Below are 16869 nucleotides of genomic sequence, written 5' to 3'. Positions count from 1 at the left end.
CTCTTAGTCCTCCTTCCTATATGCTAAATAATTCTTAACTGCTCTAAGCTGGCTCATATAGCCTGTACATCTGCATAAATTGCCACTTAAATATTGTTTAATTTCTTCTTCTGTTGGATTTACTAATTCCTTTTTCATAGCTAATATGTTCATAATAAATCCTGGACTGCAATAACCACATTGATCTGCCCCTTGATCTGCCATAAATCCAGCAAATTCTTCTACTTCTTCTTTCATTCCTTCAAGTGTTGTTACATGTAAGCCATTTGCCTTAGCTGTTAGTGTACTACATGACAAAATAGGCTTTCCTTCTAAATGAACAGTACATAATCCACAATTTGCAGTATCGCACCCTCTTTTTACACTATAAAAGCCCTTGCTTCTTAAATAATCAATTAATAAAATGTCTGGTTTAATATCATCTTCAAATACTTTATTATTTATCCATAATTTAATTAACATGAGTACCTCCCATAATTTCTTCTATTCCTCTATTTATTAAGGCTTTAGCAAGAATTTGTCTATATTCTCTGCTTCCTCTCATATTAGTTCCAAATTTAACTTCTTTTATTATATAATCTGTCAAAGCTTCAATTTCTTCTTTAGTTGGAGCTTCACTAAGGATTTTTCCTGATTCTTCAACTAATGTGGCTCTTTGAGGTCTTGCACCTAAAACCACCTGCCATTTATCTTCTACTTTTGAAACCGCTACAGCAAGGACTGGAATATCTGTTGCACTCATTCTATGTGTCAAATAAGCTGTTTTTCTAGAATCTTTTTTTATTATAATCCTTACTAAAACATCTCTGTCATAGTACATATCTTTATAAGATGTTAAGGATATAACCCCTCCATTATGAAGTTCTACATAAGTATCTAAGGCCAATAAACAAGTTAAAATATCTGAGAAGCCAAACCTTGAATAAATACTTCCTCCAATGGTTGCACAGTTTCTAAACTGTACTCCTACAATGTGTGCTAGAGCTTTAGCTATAGCTCCATTAAAGTAAGAATTTAAATTTTTATTAGTTTCCATGTCTCTCAAAGTACACATACAGCCTATTTTAAAGCTTCCTTCATCTTCTTCAATCTTATCTAAGCCTAACTTTGATAAATCAATAGCTGTTTGAATGTTACGACTCCCCATCTTTAACCAGCCAATGCCACCTAAAATAACATTGTTTCTTTTTTGATTTAATTCATAAGCCTGTTCCATTGTTTCTGCAACTACATAATTTTTAATTGTAAACAAGTTTTTCCCCCCTATATTTTAGGCACATTCTAAAAAATAATAGATTAATATATCTGCTATTTTCTTTTATGTTCCTTAATTGCTTAAAATGCGTCATTTTACTTTATTACTCATTTCACAAAATAAATAAAAATGGACTAATTCATCAAAAATTGCCACTATCTAGTTTATATTATAAACGAAACTAATTAATATTAATATGAAAATTTATCATTAAAACATCATTGACAATTTATATCACATTAGAAAAACCCAACAGAATCTTATATTTTCTGTTGGGTAGAATTTAACATTAAATATTAAATTTTTGAATTATTTCATTAAGTTTTTGAGCTAGCTCTGCCTGACTTTGAGCTGTTAATGCTACATGCTCTAGTGCTTGAGTGGTTTCATTCATACTTTCTTTTATTGTTTCTGCCTGTTCACTAGATTTTTGTGCTGTTTGCGCCATGTTCTGCATTGCTTCACTAACTTGTCCTACTGTTGCAGTAATTTCTTCTGACATGGCTGCTATATTTTCAGACATATTACTTACAAAGTCAGCATCACTATAATATTGATTGCCTGTTTTTTCATAGTCAACAAATTGTTCTTGTACATTTTTATCAATAAATTCCAATATGTCATTTCCAGTATCAATACTATTTTTAAATGCTTTTTGTACCTTTGTAATAGTTTCTTGAATACTTTTTACAGCTTCTCCTGATTGTTCAGCAAGCTTTCTAACTTCTTCTGCTACAACTGCAAAACCTTTTCCTTGCTCTCCTGCTCTTGCTGCTTCAATAGCTGCATTAAGTGCAAGCAAATTAGTTTGTTCTGCTATACTTGCTATTGCATCTGCCATTTCTTTAACATTTTCTACTACTTTTCCATCTTCAACAGCTTTCATCATCTTTTTTTGTTTTTCATTGAATATTTTTTGAGATTCTTCAATTGCTTTTTGACTATTATCTTTAACTTCTTTAGCCTTTATTTTAGATGTATTAGCATTATTACTTCCTTCCATAGCTTTTTGTGATAATACATTTATACTTGAATCTACTTCTTGAATTGATGCACTTATTTCTTCTGTTTCAGCACTCGATTCTTGCATATTGGCTGCAATATTATTTACTGCTTCATCTACACTAGCTGCTTTAGATGATATTTCTTCTACTGTTGCAGAAAGTTCTTCTGATGTTGAACTCATATTTTGAGAATTATCAACGATGGTTTTAACAAGTTCTATTATATTAACTTGAGCCAGAGATAAGGATCTTCCTGTTTCTCCAAACTCATCTGTTCTATTTACTTCAAAGTTATAAGTCAAATCATAATTAGCTAGTTTTTCACCAAATGCTTTTATTTTTTGAAGTGGTTTATTTATATCGTTTGCTAGTATTAATCCAAGTATAATTGCTAAAATAAAACCACCAAAGCTCATAATTGTAATAATTATATTATTTTTTTCATTAATAGCTATAATATCATCATTTGCTAATTTTGCATTATTTAAATTTATTTCTATTAAATTATCCAGTGATTTAAACATTGGTTCAGTAACTTTAGGTATTTGAAGATATTCTTTTCCGGCTTCCTCAAATTCACCTTTGTCTACAAGACTAAGAACACCTTCTCTTAATGTCCTATATTGTGTTAAATTAGTTTTAAAAGTTTCATATTCTTTCTTTTCATTACTGCTTATATTAATACTTTCAAATTCACTCATATACTTGTTATTTTCTTCTTTATCAAATGCTATACTTTTTTGTAATTCAGCCTTTTTAGAGTTATCTTTCACATATGCCAATTCAGACATATTGCCTCTAATACGTTCTAAATTCGCTTGCATATCTGTTAATATATATACAATTCTGAGATTTTGGTTATATATACCTTCAGCATTTTTACTTACTTCTTTAAGTGATAATATTCCTATTCCACCAACTAAGCCTATTAAAAGTGATACAATCACAAATGCACCTATAAGTTTAACTTTTACTCTTATATTTCCTAAGGATTTCATAATACCATACCTCCTCAAATGAATTTTCTGAAAAGTCTGACAATTTATTTAATTAATTATACAATATTATCTCTTAATTATCAATTTTATCCAAAAATTTTTTTTCGACATTAATTATTTTTTATTTCTTTACTATAATTTTATATATAAAATTCTTATAGCCTCTGGGATAGTTTTTCAAAATAATAGATTTTCTCCATATAAAAAAACACCTTCCCTAATTCCAAATAATTAGGCAAAGTGCTTATACAGCTTATATTCTTTTATAATAATATGAAGAATATTCAGTTCCATCATGACCAATCAAACTGTTTTCAGTAGGTAAGAAACCAAATTTCTTCAAAGCATTTATTCTTTCCTTTGCAATAGGAATAACTTTTGTAGCTATCATATTACATTCAAACAATGAGTAAGTTTTATCTATAATCAGCTTTAAAATATCAACTATACTTTCTTCTTTTTCATAATCGCTTCTTAAATCTAAACGAAGAAGCCCGCAATTAGTGAAATAATCCTCCGCATCTCTATGAAATAATTCTATAGTTCCAATTGCAATATTATAGTTTTTATCTACAATAGCCCATCTTACAAACCACTTTTCATCATATGATAACTTCCAAAAATCCATAGCCTGCTTCATTCTTTCACTTGTAGTATAGTAAAAATCATCTCCATTACAATTATCACTATTAAATAAAGGAACTGCTTTCTTATCGGAATATACTTTTAGAAGATCATCACAATCCTCTATGGAAATAAATCTTAACTTGAATCTTTCATTTTCAAATTCAGGGCAATTAACATATACACTATTCATATTTATTCTCCTTAAATATTAATAATCTAATTTATTTTCAGATTAACTTCTCCAGTTCTTCTCTAGTATCAATATCCATAAGCTCTGCTTCATTATTAATTTTAACTTTCTCTAAATCTTCAAGATGTTTTTTCATAACTGCTTTTCCTCCAACATCTCCATTTAAATTTAATAGCTCCTCTTTATACTTTGCAGAAAATATAGTTGGATTACCAAGTGTTTCGTTATATGCACAAGCCATTCCCTTGTCACTTATTATAAAGCTGCTTATTAATTCTTTAATACTTTCTAAGGATATAAAAGGCTGATCACAAACCATGAACATATATGCATCTGCTTCTAAGTCGGCATTTATACCTAGCTTAATAGAATAAGAAATACCAAGTTCACTTTTATGGTTCAGAACAACTTTTATTGGATAATTAAGTAAAGCTTCTTTAATCACTTCATATTGAGTAACTAGAATTATTTTATTAAATTTTAATTTAATAACCTTTTCTATTACATTCATGTACATTGGCTTTCCATTAACTACCTCTATTAATTTATTACCCTTAAATCTAGTGCTGTTTCCCGCTGCCAATAATATTAGATTTATCTTTTTTGATTTATTCATAATTTTTTTCCTATAACATTAATATTGTTTTTATATTAATAATAAACCAAATTTTAAATAAAGGCTATATTTTTACATAATATTTAAATTCATACATAAAGAAAAAACAATATACTTATAGCTCACTCAAATTCATTGAATACACGATTTTAACAACTAAGTTATATATAGTTTTTCTAGCCTCATTAATTTAATAATCTAGATTAATATTTCTATATAATACACAATCTAGTATTGAATATTATTTCATAAAACAATTATATTAATTGGAGGATTATTAATGAGAATATTACGCAAACTAACAATATTAACACAAGTTATATTAATTATTTTTACATTGATTAGTTCCACTGAAATTAAAGCATATTCTAATTCGAACATAAATACAAGTAATAGAAAAGTAGCAAATATTGCAGTATTATTGTATAGTTTTGATGATCTGTATATGTTACAAATCAAACAAAGTCTAGAAGAAATTGAAATGGCAAATAAAGATAAAGTTAAGTTTACTTTCTATGATGGAAAAAATAATATAAGTGTGCAAAATGAAACAATATATTCTCTTCTAAAAAGCGATATTGATCTATTTATATTAAGATTAGCTGATACAAAAGAGGAATTCATAAAAGATATTATTTTTAAAATTAAATCCAAAAACATTCCAATTATTTTTATGGAAATTCCTCTTGATATAGTATCAAAGTTTTCCCAATACTATAATAAAGCAGTTTTTCTATATTCAACTTCCAGTCATGAAGGCGAATTACAAGGCAAAATTATTGCTGACCAATGGAATACCAATAAGAGCTTTATAGATAAAAATAATGATAACATATTACAATATGTATTGCTAAAAGGTGCTGTTGATAATCCATATGCTATTGAAAGAACCAATGATGTTATTTCTGCAATAAATAAGTCAGATATAAAGACTGAGCAGCTTGCTCTTGTAAATGCTAATTGGTTTAAAGATTTAGCAAAAACTGCTATTGAGAACTTATTTCTTAAATATGATGGTCGAATTGAAGCCATCATAGCTAACAATGATGCTATGGCAATAGGTGCTATTGAAGCACTACAAAAATATGGATATAATCTAGGTGATAAAAACAAATATATAACAGTTGTTGGAATTGATGGACTAGAAGAAGCAAAAGATCTAATTGATAAAGGACTTATGACTGGTACTCTTATTCAAAATACGAAAATGGTAGCTGAAGCCGTATATAATATTGCTATGAATTTAGTTAACAATGAAAATCCTATAGAAAATACACCTTATCAATTAAATAATGGATCAATTATAGTTCCAGAATCCTACCAAGAATATATAAGTAAAAATTAAACTAATACTCCATAAAATTTTTCAATGAATTAAAAAATAGTGCTTGTACTCAATAGGTGCATGCACTATTTTCTATTAAGCATTTTTTCTTGAATAAATTATGCCTTTACCTATAGCTTCCGCTAATCCCTTTGGATTCTCCCAAGCCATAGAATGACCTGCATCTTTTACAATTTCAATATTTATTCCTTGTTTATCTAATTCATTTTTATCATCATCTGGCAAAGATTCTTCCCCAAAGATAAACGTTCTAGAACATTTTAGAGAATATAATACTTCGCGCCATGACGGTATTCCTCCAGCAATTGCTGACTTTGAAATTCTGCTTACTGCTTCTGGAGACCATACAGATAAGGTAGCTGCCCACATAGAATTTTTTCTTGAATTTTCAATAACAACTTCATCATATATGGAATTTACAAAATCCTCTTCTTCATAGGAGCCAAACTCATATGTTGGTGCCCCTGGTTTACTTTTGTCTAAATTTGATTCACTTAAGATAATAGCTTCAACAATATCTCTGCATTTATGCGCAAGTTCAATTGCTACAGGTCCTCCCAAGCTGTGTCCGAAAATAATAACTTTATCAAGCTTTAGTTCTTGAACAAATTCAAATAAATAATCTGCATGTGCCTTCACTGTATATGGAAAGGCCTCTGGCTTATCACTAAATCCACTTCCAAGTAAATCCACTAATATTCTTCTATGGTTAATTAAATCAGTTTGTGCCGCCACCTCGGGATAATCAAAAGAACCTGCACATCCTAAGCCATGAATAAATATTATTGGCGTATCTTCACCTGGAAAATCATGATATCTCATTTTATTATTCAAATTATCTACTACATACTCTTTCATAAAAATCTTCCTTTCTATACATTAACTTTCTCTTATACCCTACATTTTTAAGAAATATTATAAGTTTATAAATTTAAATGTATTTAATTAATGCCTTCAATTTCCGAATATAATCTGCTAAAATATTCATCCATAAATTTAAGTCTTTCTTTGCCTATTTCTTTTGCTTTCTTCGTATACAGTTTATCTGGAACAATTTCTATTATTTTTTTATGCTTCATTTCAATATTCATATACTAAACCTCTTGTAAAATATTTCTACAATATATGATACAGAACAAATGTTCATTTGTCAATTTATTCTATTTCTTCTTTATTCCTTGTTAAAGTACAATGACTTAATAATTTACCTTTCCTATAAAATATATAAAAAAATCGCACCATTCTCACAATAGAACAATGCGATAATTATATTGACTATCTAATAACTATATCTACCTGGCCTTTATCAATAACCTGTCCAATAACTTTAGCATGAGCTGTAAATTCACCTATTCTAGCTAAATATTCTTTAGCATTTTTTTCAGGAAGTGAAATTAAAAGCCCCCCAGAGGTTTGTGGATCTAATAATACATCCTGCATTTCCTGGGAAATATTTAAGTTTAAAGTAAACTTATCTTTTAAATAATCCAGATTATTATACATACCTTCTGGAATAATTCCCATTTTAGCATATTCTAAAGCTTCTCCAATGATAGGAACTGAATCACTGAAAATTTCAATAGTCTTATTACTTCCATTAGCCATTTCGAAGCTGTGTCCAATCAAACTAAAACCAGTTATGTCTGTACACGCATTTACTTCTAGCCCATTCATACATTCTTTAGCATATTTATTTAAAGTACACATTATGGCTGTAATTTCATTGATTTTACCTTCATTAAGCAATTCTGCTTTTGCCGCAGTATTCATTATTCCAAGGCCTAAAGGTTTTGTAAGTATCAAAACATCTCCAGTTTTTGCATTGCAATTTGAAAGAATTTCTCTTGGATGTGCAAAACCAGTAACGCTAAGTCCATATTTAGGTGTTGGATCAGCTATAGTATGCCCTCCTGCAATAACAGCACCAGCTTCCTTAACTTTAGCATATCCACCTGAAAGTATTTCTCTCATAATAGATATATCCAAGCAAGATGGGAAGCAAAGCAAATTCATAGCAGTTGCAGGGTTTCCTCCCATTGCATAAATATCACTTAAAGCATTAGCTGCTGCAATCTGACCAAAAGTATATGGATCATCAACCATTGGTGGAAAAAAATCTACTGTTTGGATAGCTACTGTATCATCATTTATCTTATATACACAAGCATCATCATTAGTTTCAAAACCTACCAAAAGATTAGGATGTTGAAATTTAGGTAAACTGCTTAAAGCCTCATGAAGAATTCCTGGACCTATTTTAGCTGCACAGCCTGAAGTTTTAGTTAAACTTGTAAGTTTTATTTTGTCTGTCATATAGCATTATCCCTCCTAATATATAGGTTCTATCATTAGTTATTTATTTTAATCAATTGTCTATTACCTATTTTTTCTGTCCACTTATATAAAAATATTTATTATCTTGTTTTTTATCATTCATATAACAATAATCAATATGGCGCACTTTTTCAATATTAAAATTGCTAAATAAATTTAAAATATCTTCAAGATTAGCATAAAAATGAGGAACATCATTTTCTGGTCCTTCTTCTTTATTTAATACTGTGTTATCATCAATTTTAGGAAACCCAGACTTACTGAAATCCCAAGATTCTTTAGAACACATTGAAGTATATATTTCTCCGCCTTGCTTTAGAACTCGTTCTATTTCACTTATAATCTTCTTTATACCTTCTGAATCAGCATGTGATATAGCATGATAAACAAATACACAATCAAAGGAATTATCCTCATATGGTAATGTAACCATATCCCCTGTTCTCGCGTCAATATCTAAATTTTCTTTCCTTGCCCATTCTTTCAAGTAATTCACACCATAATCCGATATATCTATAGATGATACATCAAAACCATTTTGTGCAAAAAATATTGAATGTCTTCCTAATCCAGCGCCCAAATCCAAAACTTTTTTATACCCTAAAGCTGACCATTTATTTGCAAGATAATAAACATCCTCAGCTGGTATTAACCAAGGTGATTGGTTTGCTTTTTCCCATTCCCATCCTTTTGAATCAATCATTAAAATCCCTCCAATTAAAATAATACTGAATTAAGTTATAAAATTAAACATTATTTTTCAACTTTTAACTATTTTAATAAGCCTTTCTTTTTGTTCCGCTTGAAAGAATACATCTTTTCATCAACTTCTTTTAAATATTTATCAATGTCGAAATCATTTATGATTTAGCTTGCTTTAATACCTATTATTCCATAAGACAATTCTGATATTTTTGTACATTTTTTAAATTGTTTATTTATTTCCTCTATAAATTTTGTAGCTTCTTCTTCATTTATATTTAAACTCATAATTATAAATTCATCTCCGCCTATTCTAAAAATTAAATCTAAATCCTTTCTTAGAATATCCTTACAAATCACTACAAATTTTTGCAGTAACTCATCTCCACTTGAATGTCCAAATTTGTCATTTACCATTTTAAAATTATCAAAATCAATGGCTGTTAATACTATTACAGAATTATCTTTTCTTATTCTCTCAGCATATTCATTAATTTTTATATTAAAACCTCTTCTATTATAAGCACCTGTTAAAGAATCTAATAGAGCTATATTTTCTAGGGACTTTGTATATTCCAAAAGCTTTGCATTCTGCTTTTCTATAACTCTTTTAGAATTTATCAACTCATTATTCAATCTTGATATTTCAGAATATACTGATTGATCTAAATTTTCATTGTTTAAGTAATAATCTTTTATTTTGCTTCTTAGTTGATTTACATATGAACTATTCATTCTTAAAACATCATTTAAAATTTCATTTAATTCAATATGTGGACATAATCCAAATATAAGAATCTTACTTTTTTCATAAATTCCATTTAAACTCATATACAAACTATTCCCTTTAAAATTAAAATTAACTTCAAAATCAATCACATATCCTTTAGTTCTTATGGCCTTTAGAAAATCAAAATATTTTTCATTAGATTTTGCCTCTATATATTCATATAAATTATTTCCCACATTAAAAATCTTTTCAATATTACCTTTACTTATTATACTTAGAATATTCCCATTTTCATCACATGAAATTGCAAAGTTATTTATATTGTTACATGCATTCATATCATCCTTCCTTTACCATATAACGCTCTTGCTTCTCCACTAATTCATTTCCTATTCTAACTGATTCATATGCATTTTCCCCATACCCATCAGCATTAGTCTTTTTCCAAAGGCCCTTTACTTGGTTAAAAATGCGTCCTCCAACTATAATCTTAATATCCCTTAAAGCTTCATTACTTCTAATATTACTTATTAAATCCGTTGCAAATTGAATATTATTTCCCATTGTTATTGAAATTGCAAGAAGATCAACTTTTTTCTCCTTTAATTCTCTAATGATAGCCTGTATTGGCAGATTTGCTCCTAAATAATAAGTATCCCATCCATCTAATTCAAAAAAATCTGTAACCATTCTAATTCCAATTTCATGTAATTCATTACCTGCACTTACAGAAAACATTACTTTTCCTTTATTAGTGCTATTTTGAAACAAGTATGGATAAATAAGTGATACAATATGTTGAATAAGAGCTGTGCAGTAGTGCTCTTTTGCAATAGATATCTTTCCATTCATCCATAAATCACCTATTTCATAAAGTGCACCTTGAAGGTATTTAATATAAACTTCTCTTATATCTACATTATTTTCTAGCTTATCTAAAATAAATTTAGCTGCCTTTTGCTTTTCAAAATTCAGTAAATAATTCAAAAATTCCCTAGCTTCAATACATATTTCACTATTTTACTCTTCTTCTCTTTCATAAATATCAATTAGTTTTTTAATACTCTCATCTATATATTCATCAACAGTAAAATGATCTTCTAAAATCAATTCGTTATTTAGAACCTGTTTCATACATTTGAAACTAATAAGTAATTCCTCCATAGGAATTTTAATTTTTTTCATTAATTTAGCAAGCCATTTTATATAATTAAGATAAACTTCTTTGCTATCAATTCTTATAGCTGATGATAAAAAGCTTAAATTGGTTTTTATATCTTCCAAAAATTTTTCTTTTTGTATTTTATTATATTTTATTATCAATTGTGGTTGTATTATAAGCTGCAAATCCATAATTGTTTTTGAGTATTCATCCAAATTACTATTTATTTTTTTAGAAAATTTTAAATTCACATTCTTTACCATAGCAATCTTACTCCTCATTAATGTACTGTTTATAAATTAATTAAGCTCTACAAACCTATTATTATGTTTAAATTGTTGGTGAACATTTACTTTTCGATAGTTATTTTAAAATTTTTCTAACCTTATGCTATATTTAATATATTTCTACATCTACATATTTTTTCCTTTATAAATTTACCTTCATTTTCCCTTTATTTCCTTCTTTATTCTACATTTTATGTCATTTATTATTTCCAAAAGCTTTTTAATAAACATTATGCTAAAATTATTACTTTAGCATATAGTGACCAAATTAATAACAACAGAAAAAAAGAGCTATCCACTAATTAGGACAGCTCTATAGGCATACTAGGCTAATATTATTTTATAATCAACAATACTATAATAGACAATAAGTTGGGTATTGAAAATAATAATACATATTTTATTATTTTCATCTTGTTATTTCTGTCATCTTTTGTTTCACTCAAAAAATTATTTCTATACATTTCTCCACTAATGAATGATCCATTTAATATGCCTGCTACAATAAAAGCACCAGCAACAATAATACCCGTTATTTTTAATGTTATAGTATAATCATTTAGGAAAAAACCTATTAAATTTGCTATAATTACAAAAAATAATCCAATTATAAATGATGCTTTCAAAGCCTTCCCCCCATATCAATTATTATTTTTTTAAGAAAGTTAAATCAAATATTTTTAGCCATGATTATATGCTATATGGTCAGCCCCATAAAATTTAGGAACTTCGCTATGTATCATTTCTAAAATATTATCATTTAAAAAATCAGGCATAATACGTATTTTCTTTAAATCGCTAATATTAATCCATTCACTTTTAAGTTGCATATCATCTATTTCTGTAGGACTAACTGTTTCTTTATTTTTTAGTTTGCAAATAAAAATATGATACATTTTATGAATATATTCTGGGTACAATTCTATGGTTTTAGGATTTTCACATATTTCTTCATACAAGGCTGAAAATCTCACAGGTATAACATTATATCCAGTTTCTTCAAGACATTCTCTTATTACAGCCTCATGCAAGGTTTCGTATGTGTCCTGCCCACCACCTGGCAATGAATAATAACTTCCATGATACTCATCAAAACACTTATTTAATAATATTTGGTTTTCATTTAAAATAATTGCTTTTGCTGTACTTCTAATACTCATTTTTGCCTCCTTAATTAATATAACTTAACTATCCAATCTTCACCTAACTTGTTGCGTTCATACATAAATTCACTATAACCATCTGAATCAAAAACTTTTAATAATTCCATAAAATCCTCTACTAACTTATAATCCTTTAAAGAATCTCTATGAATCCATTTCATTTCTCCCTCTTCAGAAGAAGTTAAAGTTCCTTCAAATTTATCAGTCTTAAACAACAAAACAATATACCTTTCATCTTCGTCTGTTTGAAATTGCTTAACTCCACATAGTTTAGGTTCCCTTATAGCTAAACCTGTTTCCTCGTAAATTTCACGGATAATTGCCTGAACAAAAGATTCTTCCTTTTCAACATGTCCTCCTGGAAACGTAAATCCACGCCAATCTTTCTTAATTCTATTTTGTAACAAGATCCTATCCCCGTCATAAACCATTCCGAGTACTGTTACTATGGCTTTTTCAGATCTGCTCATTGTTTTCTCCTTACAAAAAGTTTAATCTAATTTATATCAAAAACAAACCAAACTTTTTTTATAAAATTGTTCTCAACTTGATAAACTGCCACAGCTTTTTTTATCTTACCTTTTTCTAACCCTGTAACCTCTTCATGATCAATAACTTTATTTCCTATTACAATTCTATTTTTAATTTCTGCATGTACCTTTAATACTTCAAATCTTTCTCTATAATTATTTCTTAATTGATCTTTACCCTTTATCATAATTGAATTATCATCTAAATTATAGATTTCAATATTATCATCGTAGGTAGATACAAAGCCCTCTAAATCATGGCTATTATAAAACTCTAATTGTTTTTGAACTAATTCTTCTATCATTAAATTTACTCCTTCACTTACTTAATTATCTATAAATCTTCCCATTATTATCATATCTAAATAGCCTTCATCTGTTTTTATGAACTTCTTTCTTCTTCCTTCTTCAAGGAATCCAAATTTCCTATAAAGCTTAATTGCTGAAAGGTTATTTTCAAAAACCTCTAGCTCTATTTTTTCAATTCCCTCAGCCTTTGTATATTCAATAATCTTTTCCATTAATATACTTCCTATACCTAAGCCACAGTATTCTTTTAAAATAGTTATTCCAAAGGTAACATTATGCTTTAATTTTTTTAAATCACTTCTATCTAAAGTAGCTGATCCAACTATTTTCCCATCTATTTCAGCTAATAAGAAAAGTGCTGTACTTTTCATATATTCTATTTCATTATCAACAGTTATATTAAATTCTTCTGCAGTGTGAGGAAAGAAGCCTGTTTCCTTCATAACCTGTTTAACCATTAATATAATTTCTTCTGCATCTTTTGGCTCTGCTTTCCTTATTTTTAAACTGCTATTCTTAATTTTCTCCATAATTATCCCTCTTTATCATTTATCAAAATTTAAGTTCTGATTAAAAATGTACGCTAATATTATTATAGAAATTCTAAAGGAATTCCACCATTCATTATGAATTGTTAAGATACATTATTAATTCGAACTTATATATCACATATTTTCATAGTTTAATATAAACATATATTTATATTAACCTAGGTTCATATTTTTATATTTACCTAGATTTATATCTTCATATTTAAATATATAAATAGTTAAATATTTATAGTAATAATCAGCTTTTCACGACATTTATACAATTTCTATTAAATAATACAGTAGATATGATGTTGTATCAAATTTAAAATAATAACTAAAGTGTAATAACTTTTGCAGCTTCCTTCATTTGATTTGTTATATCATACATATTGCTCACTTTTCCAACTTTAAGTTTTTCCTCAAGTCCATAAAAATTTAAACAAGCTCCACATACTAATATTTCAACACCTTTATTTTCTAAATCCTTCAAATGTTCTATTGCTTGTTCATTTAATGTAGGAACCTTTACTCCATCATTCATAAATAAAATAGATTTCGGTAATTCCTCTCCTTCTGAAATTGTATAAAAGTACATTTTCATTAATGACTTTCCAAGTTCTTCGTTTCCTGCACCAATAATTTCTTTACCTATAAAAACAGTCCAAGCTCCTAAAGAATTTTTATTTTCTTCTACTTTATTTAATATTTCATTGCATTCTAAACATTCCTCTTTTTGATTAGCTATTTCTGAGTCTTTTGAAAAATAAACTTTAAAATTATTCTTATCTTCCTTCACTTCAGTTATAAACCCTTGACTATTCGCTAATTTTTGAAGATTTTGTACTGCTATATTATTATCAACTTCAACTGCAAAACTTTTATTTCCACCATCAATCTCTTTCTTTGCCATTATTACTGGAATTGGACAATTCTTGCCTTTTGCATCTATTACTTTATTCATTTCATCTACTTCCTTTCTGTACTCTTTTGTTTTAATTTAAGAATATTAACTACCATTCAATTATTTACTTGATTTTTATTTTGAACATAGGCGTACAATTTCATTTTTAATCTTTTCTTTCAGTTCTTTTCTCTGCTCTTCATTTGGTCTTGTAGATTCATCAAACAATTCTTCATTTGACAATTGATATACAGAGCTAATTATTGGAGTATCACCTTTTACTCTCGGATATAAATGCCAATGAATATGCTGACATCCATTTCCAAGTAGTTCATAGTTCATCTTATCAGGTTTAAATACATTATAAATAGCCTCTGCTACAATAGACATTTCTTCAAGATGTTTGATTTTAAAAGAGCGTTCTAAATTATGTAATTCAGGACCATGCTCTTTACAATTAAAAACCGTATAGCCCTTGAACCTCTGAAACCATCCTAAAATCACATATCCTGTTTCAAGTTCCATAATAAAATATGGATCTTCCTTAATGTTTTTTTGCATATCACACATTTTACAGTTCATTCTATAACCCCTTGCATAAAATAATATTAATCCTAATTATTTAAACTCACCAATTTTTCTATATCCAACAACAGCTGCACCAATTGCGCCCACATATTGGCATAAGTCATTAGTTAATACTTTTCTATTGAGATAGCTTTCAAGGGTTTGCCTAAAACTTTCAGATTGAGCAAGTCCACCACTAAAAAATATATCTCCATGTAAATTTAATCTTTGTGCAAAATTAGCTGTTCTTTTGCAAATTGAATGAATTATTCCAAAAGCAATATCACCTCTATGAACATCTTTTGCAAGAAGGCTTATAATTTCACTTTCTGCAAATACAGTGCACATGCTGGATATGCTTACAGGATTTCTATCTTTCACAAACTCATCTATATTTGCCACATCTTCTTCTAAAGTCCTCATCATAACATCAACAAATCTACCAGTTCCAGCTGCACATTTATCATTCATTAGAAAATCAACAACATTTAAAGAATTATCTAATAAAATAACTTTAGAATCCTGTCCTCCTATATCTATAACCCCTCTAATAGTAGGATTAAGAAAAGCAGCTCCTTGGGCATGACACGTTATTTCTGTTATAGCTTTATCAGCTTCTTCAAGTAAAGCTCTTCCATACCCTGTAGTTATTGTATATTTTACATCATTTGAATATAATTCATTATAAATTTTGTATATACTTTCTTTTGGTTTTGCAGAAGTTTTTAAAATTATTTTCTTTATAATTGTACTACCATCAAACAGGACTCCCTTTGTAGTTGTTGATCCTGAATCTATTCCTAAAGTATATTTACTCATTATTTTTCACCTTGTTTTCTATGTTTATTTATATACAAATTATAATAAACTAAATTCTTACAAAAAGATATACCATGGAAAATTTTAGTTGATTAACAAAAATATATTGCAACTTATTTCTGAGTATGATATAGTTAAAACACAATTTAATTGAATTAAATTTAATTTTATATTTTTGAGTTAAATTAAACTTAATTTCACAGAAGCATTTATAAATAATATAATTATAAAAGGAGATTTTTAAGATGGAAAAAATAATTAACTTTTTAGAAAAAAATAATGTAGGTATAGTGGCAACTTCTGAAAATAATATACCTCATGGCAGACCACAACATATTCATTTAATAAGAGATGGTAAGTTTTACTTTACTACTGCTAATGTAAAAAAAGCTTATGCTCAGCTTAAAGAAAATCCATACATTGAATTTATAGTAACTACTCCAGATTACATAACAGTTAGAATGAGCGGAAAAATCGAATTTACAAATGATTTAAAGGAAAAACAACTTGTTATAGATAATGCACCTTTAGTTAAAAAAGGATACGAAACAGCTGACAATCCAATTTTTGAAGTTTTTTATCTTCAACATGGTGAAGCTTCTTACACTAATTTGTTATCTGGTGAACCTTCTGAAAATTTCACTTTTTAGAAGATAAACTTTAATATATTTTTACATAATATATAGCAGATCTTTAATATAAGTAAATCCTATAGCAAGAACTGCTATTTAATAGATTCCTTAAATAGAATGCAAAAAGTGAGAGACTGTATTTATTCTTAAATCTCTCACTTTTAT

22 protein-coding genes are annotated in these 16869 nt (G+C 27.9%); 2 read left to right on the top strand and 20 right to left on the bottom strand.

Features of this window, described 5'->3' with window-relative positions:
- Positions 1-3: 3 nt before the first annotated feature.
- From GXK56_RS13415 to GXK56_RS13395, 5 genes are all read right to left on the bottom strand, one after another.
- Positions 4-462 (bottom strand): (2Fe-2S)-binding protein, encoded by a 459-nt coding sequence (locus GXK56_RS13415; RefSeq protein WP_160688175.1) that lies wholly within the window; start codon positions 460-462, stop codon positions 4-6.
- A complete protein-coding gene (locus tag GXK56_RS13410; protein WP_160688173.1) occupies positions 452-1252 on the bottom strand; it encodes an FAD binding domain-containing protein in 801 nt (266 codons plus the stop codon). Before GXK56_RS13410 ends, GXK56_RS13415 begins: the two co-directional genes overlap by 11 nt.
- Before the next feature lie 292 nt (positions 1253-1544).
- Entirely contained in the window at positions 1545-3257 is a 1713-nt protein-coding gene (locus GXK56_RS13405) for a methyl-accepting chemotaxis protein (RefSeq protein WP_160688171.1), read from the bottom strand.
- Between the two features lie 253 nt (positions 3258-3510).
- Positions 3511-4074, bottom strand: a complete 564-nt coding sequence (locus tag GXK56_RS13400) for a GNAT family N-acetyltransferase (RefSeq protein WP_160688170.1) — start codon at positions 4072-4074, stop codon at positions 3511-3513.
- Between the two features lie 37 nt (positions 4075-4111).
- Positions 4112-4690, bottom strand: a complete 579-nt coding sequence (locus GXK56_RS13395; protein WP_160688168.1) for a nucleotidyltransferase family protein — start codon at positions 4688-4690, stop codon at positions 4112-4114.
- Between the two features lie 280 nt (positions 4691-4970).
- On the opposite strand from GXK56_RS13395, the gene GXK56_RS13390 reads away from it, so the two are divergent.
- A complete protein-coding gene (locus GXK56_RS13390; RefSeq protein ID WP_160688166.1) occupies positions 4971-6035 on the top strand; it encodes a galactose ABC transporter substrate-binding protein in 1065 nt (354 codons plus the stop codon).
- 75 nt (positions 6036-6110) lie between these two features.
- Here GXK56_RS13390 and GXK56_RS13385 read toward each other — a convergent pair whose 3' ends face one another.
- The 15 genes from GXK56_RS13385 to GXK56_RS13315 form a co-directional block, all read right to left on the bottom strand.
- On the bottom strand, positions 6111-6893 hold the full coding sequence (locus tag GXK56_RS13385) for an alpha/beta hydrolase (RefSeq protein WP_160688164.1): 783 nt from the start codon (positions 6891-6893) through the stop codon (positions 6111-6113).
- 83 nt (positions 6894-6976) lie between these two features.
- Positions 6977-7126, bottom strand: a complete 150-nt coding sequence (locus GXK56_RS13380; protein WP_160688162.1) for a hypothetical protein — start codon at positions 7124-7126, stop codon at positions 6977-6979.
- Between the two features lie 184 nt (positions 7127-7310).
- Entirely contained in the window at positions 7311-8348 is a 1038-nt protein-coding gene (selD, locus tag GXK56_RS13375) for a selenide, water dikinase SelD (RefSeq protein ID WP_160688160.1), read from the bottom strand.
- A 67-nt stretch (positions 8349-8415) separates the two neighbouring features.
- Positions 8416-9072: a class I SAM-dependent methyltransferase gene (locus GXK56_RS13370; protein WP_160688158.1), complete on the bottom strand. Its 657-nt coding sequence runs from the start codon at positions 9070-9072 to the stop codon at positions 8416-8418.
- Between the two features lie 164 nt (positions 9073-9236).
- A complete protein-coding gene (locus GXK56_RS27800) occupies positions 9237-10139 on the bottom strand; it encodes a GGDEF domain-containing protein (RefSeq protein WP_202127882.1) in 903 nt (300 codons plus the stop codon).
- A 1-nt stretch (position 10140) separates the two neighbouring features.
- On the bottom strand, positions 10141-10788 hold the full coding sequence (locus GXK56_RS13360) for a cobalamin-dependent protein (RefSeq protein ID WP_160688156.1): 648 nt from the start codon (positions 10786-10788) through the stop codon (positions 10141-10143).
- 33 nt (positions 10789-10821) lie between these two features.
- Complete coding sequence (locus GXK56_RS13355; RefSeq protein WP_160688154.1) at positions 10822-11226, bottom strand: hypothetical protein; 405 nt, start codon at positions 11224-11226, stop codon at positions 10822-10824.
- A gap of 359 nt (positions 11227-11585) precedes the next feature.
- A complete protein-coding gene (locus tag GXK56_RS13350) occupies positions 11586-11876 on the bottom strand; it encodes a DUF5316 domain-containing protein (protein ID WP_160688152.1) in 291 nt (96 codons plus the stop codon).
- A 54-nt stretch (positions 11877-11930) separates the two neighbouring features.
- Positions 11931-12410, bottom strand: a complete 480-nt coding sequence (locus GXK56_RS13345; RefSeq protein WP_160688150.1) for an NUDIX domain-containing protein — start codon at positions 12408-12410, stop codon at positions 11931-11933.
- Between the two features lie 14 nt (positions 12411-12424).
- Positions 12425-12883: an 8-oxo-dGTP diphosphatase gene (locus GXK56_RS13340; RefSeq protein ID WP_160688148.1), complete on the bottom strand. Its 459-nt coding sequence runs from the start codon at positions 12881-12883 to the stop codon at positions 12425-12427.
- A gap of 26 nt (positions 12884-12909) precedes the next feature.
- A complete protein-coding gene (locus tag GXK56_RS13335) occupies positions 12910-13248 on the bottom strand; it encodes a nuclear transport factor 2 family protein (RefSeq protein ID WP_160688146.1) in 339 nt (112 codons plus the stop codon).
- A 21-nt stretch (positions 13249-13269) separates the two neighbouring features.
- Positions 13270-13782 carry a GNAT family N-acetyltransferase gene (locus GXK56_RS13330; protein WP_160688144.1) on the bottom strand — a complete coding sequence of 171 codons (513 nt, stop codon included), beginning with the start codon at positions 13780-13782 and terminating at the stop codon, positions 13270-13272.
- Positions 13783-14119: 337 nt separating this feature from the next.
- A complete protein-coding gene (gene yedF / locus GXK56_RS13325) occupies positions 14120-14746 on the bottom strand; it encodes a sulfurtransferase-like selenium metabolism protein YedF (protein WP_160688142.1) in 627 nt (208 codons plus the stop codon).
- Positions 14747-14821: 75 nt separating this feature from the next.
- Positions 14822-15268, bottom strand: coding sequence for an HIT family protein (locus GXK56_RS13320; protein WP_160688140.1), 447 nt, complete (start codon positions 15266-15268; stop codon positions 14822-14824).
- A gap of 36 nt (positions 15269-15304) precedes the next feature.
- Positions 15305-16072, bottom strand: a complete 768-nt coding sequence (locus GXK56_RS13315) for an acyl-CoA dehydratase activase (RefSeq protein ID WP_160688138.1) — start codon at positions 16070-16072, stop codon at positions 15305-15307.
- A 245-nt stretch (positions 16073-16317) separates the two neighbouring features.
- Between GXK56_RS13315 and GXK56_RS13310 the strand changes: the two genes are divergently transcribed.
- Positions 16318-16722: a pyridoxamine 5'-phosphate oxidase family protein gene (locus tag GXK56_RS13310; RefSeq protein WP_160688136.1), complete on the top strand. Its 405-nt coding sequence runs from the start codon at positions 16318-16320 to the stop codon at positions 16720-16722.
- Positions 16723-16869: the final 147 nt, after the last annotated feature.

The sequence above is a fragment of the Clostridium sp. C2-6-12 genome, assembly GCF_009928485.1.
Taxonomy (GTDB): domain Bacteria; phylum Bacillota; class Clostridia; order Clostridiales; family Clostridiaceae; genus Clostridium.
Note: the sequence above shows the minus strand (reverse complement) of the source record. Positions and strands in the feature narration are given on the sequence as shown.